This window comes from Nitrospiraceae bacterium (assembly GCA_035623075.1).
In the GTDB taxonomy this organism is placed as follows: Bacteria; Nitrospirota; Nitrospiria; order Nitrospirales; family Nitrospiraceae; genus DASPUC01.
In genome coordinates this window covers 27,139-39,856 of sequence record DASPUC010000030.1, presented here as the reverse complement: position 1 = coordinate 39,856, position 12,718 = coordinate 27,139, and the positions used below count along the sequence as shown (strand labels likewise).

At 56.6% G+C, this 12,718-nt stretch carries 8 protein-coding genes; 1 reads left to right on the top strand and 7 read right to left on the bottom strand.

The genetic code is table 11. The features are described from left to right. Positions 1-184: 184 nt before the first annotated feature. The gene (locus VEI50_10840) at positions 185-1,288 is read left to right on the top strand and encodes a WD40 repeat domain-containing protein (GenBank protein HXX75615.1); all 1,104 of its coding nucleotides are present in this window, start codon (positions 185-187) and stop codon (positions 1,286-1,288) included. Positions 1,289-1,960: 672 nt separating this feature from the next. Here VEI50_10840 and VEI50_10835 read toward each other — a convergent pair. From VEI50_10835 to argS, 7 genes are all read right to left on the bottom strand, one after another. Further along, entirely contained in the window at positions 1,961-3,412 is a 1,452-nt protein-coding gene (locus VEI50_10835) for a sigma-54 dependent transcriptional regulator (protein HXX75614.1), read from the bottom strand. Then, on the bottom strand, positions 3,409-6,588 hold the full coding sequence (locus VEI50_10830; protein ID HXX75613.1) for a PAS domain S-box protein: 3,180 nt from the start codon (positions 6,586-6,588) through the stop codon (positions 3,409-3,411). The genes VEI50_10835 and VEI50_10830 overlap by 4 nt, the downstream gene beginning before the upstream one ends. A gap of 54 nt (positions 6,589-6,642) precedes the next feature. Next, positions 6,643-7,560, bottom strand: coding sequence for a protein translocase subunit SecF (gene secF, locus VEI50_10825; protein HXX75612.1), 918 nt, complete (start codon positions 7,558-7,560; stop codon positions 6,643-6,645). 84 nt (positions 7,561-7,644) lie between these two features. Then, complete coding sequence (gene secD, locus VEI50_10820; GenBank protein HXX75611.1) at positions 7,645-9,288, bottom strand: protein translocase subunit SecD; 1,644 nt, start codon at positions 9,286-9,288, stop codon at positions 7,645-7,647. Positions 9,289-9,318: 30 nt separating this feature from the next. Next, positions 9,319-9,597, bottom strand: coding sequence for a preprotein translocase subunit YajC (yajC, locus tag VEI50_10815; protein HXX75610.1), 279 nt, complete (start codon positions 9,595-9,597; stop codon positions 9,319-9,321). Positions 9,598-9,677: 80 nt separating this feature from the next. Further along, positions 9,678-10,865: a tRNA guanosine(34) transglycosylase Tgt gene (tgt, locus tag VEI50_10810; GenBank protein ID HXX75609.1), complete on the bottom strand. Its 1,188-nt coding sequence runs from the start codon at positions 10,863-10,865 to the stop codon at positions 9,678-9,680. Continuing rightward, positions 10,865-12,619, bottom strand: a complete 1,755-nt coding sequence (gene argS, locus VEI50_10805) for an arginine--tRNA ligase (protein HXX75608.1) — start codon at positions 12,617-12,619, stop codon at positions 10,865-10,867. Before argS ends, tgt begins: the two co-directional genes overlap by 1 nt. Positions 12,620-12,718: the final 99 nt, after the last annotated feature.

Genomic DNA, 12,718 nt, shown 5'->3' with positions numbered 1-12,718 from the left:
AAGACTTCGAAAGTTCCTTGACGGACCGGCAAAACGCCCCGATCGCCGGCTTGACTTGGCGACTGGGCATCTCTTACGATCACGACTGATCGCAGCGAAATTATACTGGCCCGAATCGCCGTTTTGCAATCAAGTCAGGGCGGTGGCCGGAAGCGCATCCGTTTCGTGCAAAGGAAGATTCACCATGGCTGACCCTGTTACAACGACGCCGATCGCACCAACCCATTCCTCAAGCTCAGCAGGACCGGGAATGACCAAGCAACCGGTCGACTGTCTCGAATATTGGAAAGCCGACGCGAGGGAAATTCGAACATTCCGTGGCCACTCTCACGGAGTCTGGTCGGTGGCCTTTGCACCGGATGGGTTGACCCTAGCGAGTGGAGGCGTGGATCGTCTCGTCCGGATTTGGGAAATTGAAACGGGGCGGCTGCTCCGGTCTCTCAGGGGACATACGAACGATATCCGGGCAGTGGTCTATACGCCTGATGGACAGACTCTCGCAACAGGAAGCGACGATCGAACCATCCGGCTCTGGAATCCTCGGACCGGCGAACCATTGAAACTGCTCTTCACCCGCTATGATCACAACGTGTGCAGTCTTTCTCTGTCACCCGACGGCCTCATGCTGGCCCGAGGGAGCCACAACAAAGACATCAAGATTTGGGAAGTCACGACCGGCACCGAGCTCATGACCCTGCTCGGAAAAGACCAATATGACCACCACTGGTCGCCTTGTGTCGCGTTTTCACCAGACGGAATCCATCTCGCCAGCGGCAGCGATATCGGCAAAATTAAGCTTTGGGAAGTCCTCCCGAGTGGAGAAGAAAAAGTGCTCCACAACGGCCACTGGAAAGAAGATGAGGAAGACTCGACGGAAACACGCGGGTATTACATCGAGGACGACGGCGGCTTCCAAAAGCCGATGGATTATTGGATCGGCGCCATGACGTTTACGCCCGATGCAAAGACGCTCATCACAGGAAGTCGCGATACCACAATCAAGCTCTTCGACTTGCCGAATGTCCTCGAACGACGGACCTTGACGGGACACACGGGATGGGTCCGTTCGCTGGCTGTCAGCCCTGACGGGAAAGTCCTCATTAGCGCCAGCGACGATCAGACGATCAAGTTCTGGGATCTCTCGACCGGCCGCGTGTTCCGGACCCTGAAGGGACATAGCGGCGGTGTTCGTACGGTGGTCCTGTCATCCGACGGCACGAGACTGGCCAGCGCGGCCTGGGACCGGACGGTGAAACTGTGGGAGTGCGGGCCGGAACATCAAGAATAGCGGCGCCTCCCGGAAAGCTTCGCTCCTCATCTCCCGAAACCACCCTTCCGGACTGCCCCGAGCGGAAGCCTTCTGGAATTCTCTCCGTCACGGTCTTACCAGACCGTGACGCGTCGGTCAGTTCCAGCTTTCCCTCTCGGCACAGTCTCGTTGGGTCCCGGTTTCTCCGATGAAGGCACGAAGCTTTCCGGCAGGCACCTTTGCACAAGCTACCCGCAAGAGGAAAAAAATAGAAAGGCGACAGGCCGTTTCCAAGCCTGTCGCCTTCTTAACACTCGGCCCCGTTCAGTGGTTCGCTTCAGGTTATTGCCTTCTCCCTGCTTCAAGCGGGGATAGGCCGCTCAGCAGTTTGTCCTCGCCCACACTCCTTAAAGTTGGGGACGAGGTGGCTCACTCGCAACTGCGCACGTCCATCGGCCCTTCAGCACATAATCATCTCTTCGCGAAGCGGCCTGGTCGATCCTTGATTGCGGCGCCTCTTTGTCACCCGCCCAACCCCTGGCGCGCCGAGACGCGCCATTGACCCTAGCGAGCACCGCCAAACAGAACTTGTTCGACCCAGAGCCCTTCGATGGTTCTTGGCGACGGGATAAAACCTACCTTGGGTGCCGCGCGGGGCGCGAGCACGGTGAGTAAGCCAGAGAGTCTGCTTCTCTCGCCCGCCACCATCAATTACTCGCCTTCCTCCTCCGCTTCGCCCTTCGCCGACGGGATTTTGTACCGCTTGCATTTTTCCCAGAGAGCCTTGCGCGAGAGCCCCAGAATTTTCGACGCCGTCGTCCGGCTTCCTTCAACCCGTTCCAACACAGCGACGATATATTCCCGCTCGAATTGCTCGCGCGCTGTGGCCAACGAGGTCAAGGGCTGCGCATGCCGTCGTGTCCCTACCCCGGAAAGTCCCTCGCTGCAAAAGCCGCACGATTCCTGGGGTGCGCCACCGGCGAAGGGACAGGATTGGAACCCACAGAGATCGGATGGTTGGATTGCGTCTCGGTCCCGTCCCAACGCCACCGCACGTTCGACCATGTTTTCCAATTCCCGAACGTTCCCAGGAAACGAATAGCGCAGGAGCAGTTCCCTGGCCTGTTGCGAGAAGCCTCGCAACTTCTTGTTCATCTTGACCGAGCAGGTGTTCAGCACATGCTCGGCGATCAGCATGGTATCTTCCTGCCGCTGACGCAGCGGAGGAATCACAACATGCACGACGTTGAGACGATAGAAGAGGTCTTCGCGAAACCGGCCTTGCGCCACTTCTTTGCGGAGATCCTTTTGCGTCGCGCAGACGAGCCGGACATCAACATCGATGGTGTCGTTGCCACCGACCCGCTCAAACTTTCTCTCTTGCAACACGCGGAGCAGCTTCACTTGCACAACCGGAGAAATTTCCCCGATCTCGTCCAGAAACAGCGTGCCTTTATGCGCCAGTTCGAACCGACCCCGTCGCTGGCGAAGCGCTCCCGTGAAGGCGCCCTTCTCATGACCGAAGAGTTCGGCTTCGAGCAGCGTTTCAGGGAGCGCGGCACAACTCACTTTAATCAAGGGATAGTGGCTCCGCGGACTATTCTGGTGAATGGCGTTGGCGACCAGTTCTTTCCCTGTCCCGCTTTCACCCAGTATCAAGACCGTGGAATCGGTCGCCGCCACCAGCTTGATCTTATCGAGCACCGCCCGCATCTGGCTGTTGGTTCCGAGAATCCCGCCGAAGCTGAACTTGTCTTCCAGGGTTTCCTTGAGATCCTGATTTTCCCGCCGCAACGCGATCACCTTGCCGGCACGCTCGACGATCAGCAGCAACTCATCCATTTGAAACGGCTTGGTGATGTAGTCAAAGGCGCCGAGCTTCATCGCTCCCACCGCCGTTTCGACGGATCCGTGCGCTGTGATCACCACCACATCGGTCTGAGGAGCCTTCTCCTTGGTTGCCTTCAGAACCGCCAAACCGTCCGCGCCGGGCAAACGCAAGTCTGTGATCACAAGATCGAATTCGCGCAGGCGGATGGCCTCGATCCCCTCCGTCCCGGATGCCGCAGCCTGAACGTCATAGCCCACGGCTTCCAAAGCATCCGCCATCGAAAGCCGCATCAACGGCTCATCATCGACGATGAGGATTCTGAGTCCCTTCATGACGTCTTCTCCACGAACGACCGGTCGCGGGAAAGGGGCAAGCAAAGAGTAAACGTCGTACCTTTGCCGACTTCGCTCTCCACGAGAATTTTTCCTCCGTGGCGTCCCACAATCCCGAGGCTGACCGAAAGACCCAGCCCGGTCCCTTCCCCTTCACCTTTCGTTGAAAAGAACGGATCAAAAATTTTGGGCAGCACGGTTGGCGCGATGCCCGATCCCGTATCACACACCTCAACGAGGCACACGCCTTCCACCACAGACGTGCGAATCGTCAGAACACCGCCGCCTTTCATCGCTTGCACCGCGTTGAGGATTAAATTCATCAGAACCTGCTCGATCATATGACGGTCGACCATCAAGCTCGGCAACCCATGACCAAGCAAAGTTTCCAGCACAATCTGATTGGGAGCGAACAAATGAGTGGTCAAAACCAGAACTTGGTCGATGATCTGATTGATGTCGGCTGGTGCGAAGGCCGGCTCATGCTGCTGGGAGAAATCAAGCAGCTGTCGAACGATTTTCTGCACGCGGCGCACCCCATCTTCCATCGAGGCGACATACTCCTCTTGTCGCATCGGAGAGAGGGTGCCTTTGCGCAGATTGTAGAGACAGTTCAACATCCCTCCCAGCGGATTGTTGATCTCGTGCGCCACGCCGGCAGCCAGCTTCCCGACCGACGCCAACTTTTCTGAATTCCGAATCTGTTGTTCCAGTTTCTTGGTTTCCGTCATGTCTCGGGCGATGCCTAGGACTCCGAGGATCGTCCCTCCAACCCCGTGAAGCGGCGAGACGCTCACCATAACGGTTCTCGCCTCTCCCATACGCGTAACCACTTCCACCTCATAGACCTGCTTCGCACCGATATCGAGCGTGTTTTTCAAACGACGTCCCCGATGCCGCTTCGACAACAACGAGAGATACGGCCGCCCGATCAAATCGTCCTTGCGATAGCCCCATGCCTCAATTTTACTATTCACGTAGGTGAAGTGTTGATCCGTATCCAAGGTGTAGATGACGTCGTTCGCGTTTTCGAGCAAGTTTTCGAGATATTGTTTGGTTTCTTCAATTTCTCTCGTCCGTTCACGGACTTTGAGTTCAAGTTCCTCTCGATAGGTCTGCAATTGACGCTCAAGCAGTTTCCGATCCGTGATGTCGCGTAACTGAACCATCACCAACGGACTCTCCCCCGCTCCAACATGAATGAGGTCCATCTCGACCGGCATCTCTCGTCCAGTGGCATGTCGTACGGTGATTTCCTTGGTGGGCGCCTGCCGCTGTCCCACCATGAGGTTCGTCAGCAGCTCGCGCAGCACCTCCCGATGTTCCGGCGTCGCCACGTCAAACAGACTCTTCCCGACCACCATGGATTCCGCATAGCCGAGCGCTTGTTCTTCCCGCTTGTTCACCGCCACCACCACGCCCTCAGGATCCACCATAAACACGGAGTCGGCCACGAGATCAAAGAGAGCCTTATAGCGTGCTTGCGAGGCAACGAGCTGCTGGGTTCGCTCCGACACCGCTTGTTCCAGCTTGGTCGTATACTGTTGGAGCTGCCGTTCCAGTTGGCGCCGTTCCGTGATGTCGCGGACGAACGCGCGCGAATGCACGAGCCCGCCTCGTTCTTGGTCGAGCAAAGCCGTCGCATGAATCTCGACGTCGACCGGTCGACCATCCTTCGACACCAATATCGTCTCGATCGAGCTTTGTCCCTGGGACATGAGCCGTTCCAGGTAATTCAACACCAAGGTCTCTTGTCCCTTCGGCACAATGTCCCACAGCCGCATCGCCAGCATCTCGTCCAGGGTATAGCCCAATTTATCGAGACCTGTTTTGTTCACGTGGACAAACTGACCGCCGCGGTTCAACTGGTAGATCATTTCTGGAGAGTGCTCGATGAGGTCGCGATATTTTTCCTCAAGACGATGGACCTCCGCCATGCGTTGTTCGATCTGCGCAAACGAGACCTTAAGATTCGCCGCCATCCGATTGAACGCCTCGGCGAGATGCTCGATTTCATCACCTGTTTTGAGATCGAGTCGCTGGTCCCACCGGCCACTCCCGATTTCTCGTACACCATCATGTAGGAGTTGGATCGGACGGGCGATCCGGCGCGCCACCACGACACCGGTTCCCGAAAGCACCGCAAGCACGGCCAATCCGTACAACAACACCTTTGCCACCAGATCGGCGAGGGGCGCATAGGTCTCTCGCGGATCCTGTCGCACAACCGTGATCCAATGTTTTCCACCGATGCTGCCTGGTGCTAAGCTTTCACCGAACCGGACCGGAGCAAACCCGATCAGCGAATTGCGACTCCCATGCGAGTCATCCGAAGCAACAGCCCATCCTGATTTCGCCTGATTGATGGTCGCGATCAATTCCGGCGTGACCGTATGTTCTTCAAGGGACAAGACCGGACAGATGACCGGCACTCCGTCCGAACTAAACAACATCGCATGGCCGGTCGAGCCGACTGTGACTTCGGAAATAGAATGGAACAACGTGTCCCGACGCAACAAAATCGTGATAGCGCCGATGGCGACATGTTGTGCGTCATCCAGAATCGGGGCCGCCACGACGACCACATGGGTACCAAAGTTGGGATCAAACGCGATGTCGGTCACGTACACATGAGGAGCGTTGGCCTTCACGATCGCCTGCCACCAGGCCGTTTTCCCGTAGAAATATTCCACTTGCGGAATCGAGCTGATGACGAGGGCGCCCTGATTGTCGGTCACGAAGATGCCGACATAGTCGGCTTTCCGAATGTCGTGCCAGCGGATCAGATAATTGGTGACGATTTGGTTAATGAAGAGGGGAAATTCACTTCGTTTGTCTCGTTGCTTCCACCGTTGTTGCCAATCCTTGATCATGCCCTGGATCGTGGCAGGATCTTTGTCCTCATAGGTCCGATTGGATTCGGTTACCGCTGTCCTGAGAAACGGGGTCGTCGCCAGTTGCTGGGCTTCGCTCATCCCGCGGCTGATGTGCATCTCGATTCGACGCGACGCTTCAACCGCAACTTCCTTGAAGTTCGCTCCAGTGGTTTCTTGAAGCGAGCGCAGCTCTTCATGATAGGTCAGAGCGAGGAGGAGAGTCAGTGGCAGGAGGCCGACCATCACGATTGCCGCGATGATCTTCCGCTGGAGACTGTGAGACCGACTCCAGATCTTCATGGGTGTATGAGCAAGGCCTGACGTTGTCAGGCTCTTCGATTCCGGCCCATCCGGCTAACTGCGTTTTAACAACCGACCGGGCGTCCCCGGCCATAATAACAACAACGGGCTGGCCACGAACACGGACGAATAGGTGCCGAAGATGACGCCCCAAAGCAAGGCGAGCGAAAAATCGTGAAGTACTTCTCCGCCCGCCACAGTCAACGGTATCAACACCAGGACGACCGTCAAACTCGTTACGATCGTCCGGCTCAGGACTTGATTGACGGCATTATTGATCATCGTCTCTTCAGTGTCTCGTCTCCGCGTCCGCAGATTCTCACGAATGCGGTCAAACACGACAACTGTGTCCGTCAGAGAGTAGCCCGCCAAGGTGAGGAGCGCGGTGACGACGAGCAGGGTGATTTCCTTATCCAGGAGGTAAAAGGCGCCCAAGACGGCTAAGACATCGTGAAACGTGGCGACCGCTGCGGCAATGCCGAATCGAAATTCGAACCGGGCCGCGATATAGAGAATGATTCCGGCAAATGAAATGACGACTGCGATTAACGCATCTTCCTGAAGCTTCTTACCGATCGTCGGGCCGATCTCAGTACTAGATTCGACCACGAAGTGGTTGGAGGGGAATTCCTTCGTGAACACGCCCACGACTCGTTCGGCCACCTTTTCTTCTATCGTCGTGGATGCCTTCACGCGGATCAGCAGTTTGTTGTCTTGCCCAAATTCCTGTAGTTCAGCATCCCTTAATCCGTTTCCTTCCAACACCTTCCTCGCCTCATCAATTCGGACCGGCTGATCGAACTTCAATTGGACCGCGGTCCCTCCTGCGAAATCGATCCCCAGATTCGCCGACCCCCGAGCGATCTGAATCACCGCGATAATTCCCAGCAGCACCATGACGCCGGAAAATGTGAAAGCAATACGGCGCTTGCTCATGAAGTCGAAATTGGTCTTCCCGAGAATTTCTAGCATGCTCTCTCCCTCATAAACGCTATCAGCGTTCAGCCATCAGCCGTCAGCTTTTTACTGAAGAGCTGATCGCTGACACCTTCCGCGCTAGATACTCAACTGCTCCACTTTCTGTCGTTGATTCATGATATCGAAAATTACCTTTGTGCCGACCAACGCGGTAAAGAGATTAATGGCAATACCAAGGCACAGGGTCACAGCGAACCCCTTGATCGGGCCGGTCCCAAACAGAAAAAGCGCCACACCGGTGATCAATGTCGTGACATGGGAGTCCACGATTGTGAGCAAGGCCTTGTCGTAGCCCCCGTCCACCGCCAGCCGCACCGGTTTTCCCTGCCGCAGCTCTTCCCGGATGCGCTCAAAGATCAAGACGTTCGAATCGACGCCCATCCCGATGGTCAGCACAATGCCGGCGATGCCGGGCAAAGTCAGTGTCGCATTCAAGGCGGACAGGGCTCCGATCAAACAGACGAGGTTCAGAATCAACGCGAAATCCGCGATCACGCCGGAGAGTTTGTAATAGACGATCATAAAGACGACGACCATTGCGCCGGCAACCAACGTCGCCCGCACCCCTTTATCGATGGAATCTTGCCCCAGCGAGGGTCCCACCGTGAGGTCTTGGATGATCTTCAAGGGAGCCGGTAATGCCCCGGCTCTCAGCACGATGGCCAAGTCATTGGCTTCCTGCGTCGAAAATGTCCCGGTAATCTGCGCACGGCCTCCGGTGATACGTTCTTGAATCACGGGAGCGGAGTAGATCGTGTTGTCGAGAACGATTGCCATCCGTTTTTTGACATTCTCCCCGGTGATCCGGTCAAACTCCTTTCCCCCTTTGGCATCGAACGTAATGGACACATACGGATCGTTAAATTGGCCGATCGCCACCCGTGCGTCGCTCAGGACATCTCCGGTCAACATGACCCGCTTTTTGACGACGTAAGGGATGCGATATTCACGGCCTGTATCTTTCTCAACCACTCGCTCGAAGAGGATTTGGTCACCCTCAGGGAGCTTGGCCTCAGCCTGCTTCAGGACGTCCGCTTCCCTGTCCTTCGGGACGCGAGCCGGAAGGTCGAGCTTGAGCTGGTTGTCTTCGTCAAGCATCTTGAATTCCAGCAACGCCGTTTCCTTGATGAGATCCTTCGCTCTCTTCGGATCCTTGACGCCGGGGAGCTGCACCACAACTTGCTTGAGCCCCTGTCGTTGGACCAACGGTTCGGCCACGCCGAACTGGTCGATTCGATTCCGGATCGTTTCCAACGCTTGGTTGATCGCAGAGTCTTTGATCCGCTTTATTTCCATATCACGAAGTTCCCATACCACGGTGTTGCTCGAACCCGCCGACTCGGTGTCGGTAAACGTGGGGTAGTCATCGATCAATTTCTTGATCTGGTCCTTCAGCTCAGGGTTTTGGAAGTTGATGGCGAGATGGTTGAGCCCGGTCCGCTTGACCGACTCGATAGGAATCTTCTTCTCAAGCAGTAAATCCTGTAAGGAGACGACCGTCCGATCGAGAGCGATTTCGACCGCTCGATCTTCGTCGACCTCCATCACAAGATGGATGCCTCCCTGTAGGTCCAGTCCAAGCGTGATGCCTTTATCCGGGAACAGCTTACGGGCCCAATCCGGCACGGCCTGATACAGCGGCCTATACGTTGGCACAAAGAAAACGAGCGACACCAAGATGACCGAGCTTAGGAGCAGTAACCGCCCACCCACTCTCTTCATAGTATTTCCAACCCCTTCTTAGCTTGCAGACTACGATTCTTTGTCGTCTTCATCTCCGCGAAGACGCGCGATATGTTCCCGTTGAATTTTGATCTTCGTGTTGTCGGCAATTTGCAGCGTCACGGTGTCTTTACCCAAATTGGCGATGGTTCCCCAGATACCGGACGCCGTGATGACTTTGTCGCCTTTTTTCAACGCTTCCATCATCGTTTTCTGTTGTTTCTGCCGCTTCTGCTGAGGCAGGATCAGCAAAAAATAAAAAATGACGAAGATTAAGACGAAGGGAACCAGGGACAACAACGATCCCATTCCCCCTCCACTCCCGGTCGACCCTTGAGCCCATGCGACTGAGTGCATCACCATGTCGGTATCTTCCCCTCCCGGCTCAGTTAATCCTGTCTCGTTCGGCGGCTGTGGTCTATATCCTCCGTCGAATTCAGCACGATCTCGGTTTCCAGCTGCTCGCGAGTCCGGTAGAACTCGGTGCAAAACGAACTGAACGCCCCCTGCTCAATCGCGACCCGGATGCGACGCATCAGATCAGCGAAATACCAGAGGTTGTGAATGGTATTGAGTCTTGAGCCGAGCATTTCTTTCACATTGAACAGATGATGCAAATAGGCCCGCGAGTACCGCAGGCACACCGGACAACCACAGGCAGGATCGATCGGCCGCTCGTCACGAACATACTGCGCTTGCTTGATCAGGACCCGGCCGAAGCTGGTAAAGAGCCAGCCGGTCCGCCCGTGGCGGGACGGGACCACACAATCGAACAGGTCAATGCCTCGGGCCACGCCCTCAACAAGGTCTTCAGGCATGCCGACGCCCATGAGATAGCGTGGTTTCGAAGGCGGTAGTTCCGGCACCGTGACGTCAAGCGTGGCGTACATCTCGGCTTTGGACTCGCCCACCGACAGGCCCCCGACGGCGTAACCGTCAAACCCAAGACCGACCAGCTCTCGTGCCGCGGTCACACGCAGTTCTGCATCCAGCCCTCCCTGCACAATTCCAAAAAGCGCTTGATCGGTCCGGCGACGGCTGGTTTGGCACCGTTCGGCCCAGAGCTTCGTGCGCCGAACGGCGTCACGAAGGGCGTCGGGAGAAGCCGGGAGCGCGACGCATTGATCGAACGCCATGACGATATCGGCCCCTAAGGCCTCTTCGATCCCAATGGCTGTTTCCGGCGTGATGAAATGCGTTGAACCGTCGAGATGGGACTGAAAACTTACACCCCCGTCTGTCACGTTGCAGAACTTCGCCAAACTGAAAATTTGATATCCACCGCTGTCGGTCAGAATCGCCCCTGGCCAACCGGTGAACGCGTGGAGCCCGCCCAATTCTGCCACAACCTTGTGCCCCGGCCGCAAATACAGATGATAGGCGTTGTTCAGCATCAGCCGAAACCCGAGTTGCTGGAGGTCGTCCGGGTCAACCCCCTTGACCGGACCCAGTGTCCCGACCGGCATGAACATCGGCGTATCGATCTGGCCGTGAGCCGTGGTCAGCGTCCCTCGCCTTGCGCCGGTCAGCCGATCTATCTGTGTAACGGAAAAGCCGGTCATACGTTCGCGTCCCATTACATCTGCTCAGGCGCTGAAATCCCCAACACCCCCAGGCCGTTCTTCAGTACTTGCTGCACGCCTCGCATTAACGCTAATCGAGCCCCTGTCCGTTGAGGCGTGAGTTCCTCTTTCTGGCGTTTCTCCGTCGCCGCCAGTCCCTCCGGTGTCATGGCCAGAACTTCGCTATCCGCAGCCGGTGGGAGGATCCGATGTTTGTTGTAAAACGTGTGCAGGCCTGCGGCCAATTGCTGCAGATAGTAGGTCATGCGATGTGGCTCAAAGGCGACCGCAGCCCCTTGCAACACGGCAGGATAGGCCGAGAGTTTGCGGATCAGCCCCAATTCGTTGGGATCCGTTAAGAGTGTTAAATCCGCTTCGCTCGGCAGCGGACAGGCCACCCCTCGTGAGGCAGCCACCCGCCATAAACTTGCGATTCGAGCATGCGCGTACTGCACGTAATACACGGGATTGTCGGCCGAGCGTTGCTTGGCCAACTCGAGGTCGAAGTCCAAGTGCGTATTGGAATCCCGCATCAAGAAGAAGAACTTTGCGGCGTCGGCTCCCACCTCGTCGATGACTTCGCGGAGCGTAATGAACTCGCCCGCACGTTTCGACATCTCCACTTTCTTCCCGCCACGCAGAAGATTTACCATCTGCACCAAGACGACGCGCAAGCGGTCCTTGGGATAGCCGTAGGCTTGCATCACTCCCTGCATCCGGGGAATATAACCATGATGGTCGGCTCCCCAGACGTCGACGAGCAGGTCGTACCCACGCTGCAATTTGTCACGGTGATAGGCAATATCCGAGGCGAGGTAGGTATATTCCTCGTCCTGCTTGCGGACCACTCGATCTTTCTCATCCCCGAAGGCAGACGATCGGAACCACTGCGCTCCTTCCTGTTCGAACAGCAGGCCTTTGGTCTTCAGCTCAGCGAATACTCGCTCGACGGTCTGTGACGCGAGCAACGACGCCTCGCTGAACCATGAGTCAAACTCGATTCCGAACGCCGTCAGGTCCTGACGAATGACCGCCAGCATTTCCTGATAGGCAAAGTCTCGACAGAGCGCTTCGGCCTCGGCGGGAGGCACGTTGTCCAGGCGAGCACCAAGGTGCTGCCTCGTCCGTTCTGCGAGCGTCCTGACATAGGCACCTTGGTAGCCGTCTTGTGGAAAATCCGCCGGTCGACCGGCTAATTCTTGATACCGTGCATACACGGAGGCGCCCAGGAGTTTCACCTGCCGACCGGCGTCGTTGATGTAGTACTCACTGACAACGTCGTATCCGACGGCCTTGAGAAGTCGTGCCAGGGCTTGTCCGACCGCCGCACCACGACCATGACCCACGTGCATCGGCCCGGTGGGGTTCGCGCTGACGTACTCCACCAGGACTCGCTGCCCCTTTCCCAGGTCAGCTTGCCCATAGGCAACTCCCCGTCCTTCGATCTCTCGAAGGACCTCTTGCCAGATCAGCGGCTTGATGGTGAGGTTGAGGAATCCAGGCCGTACAATCTCCACACGGTCGAAAAGCTGTTCACGCTCGGGAAGATTGTCGACGATAATTTGTGCGATGTCGTAAGGAGCACGTTGTTCGGGACCAGCCAGCGACATAGCCACCGTCGAGGCAAGATCGCCCCACTCCGGACGCTTCGGTGCATCCAAGCTCAGTTGTGGCCAGATGTCGGTCTTGAGTTGTCCCTTCTGCTTGGCCTCATTAAGGGCACCGAGGAGGGCATTCGCTACCATCTCTTGTACAACCCCTTGAGACACGCAAACCACTCCTAAGTCCTTACCAAAGCAAGGGAAAACCAATTGGGCACTCTAACATACGGCATGAGCCGAGACAAGGCAGGTAACAACGAGATTTGA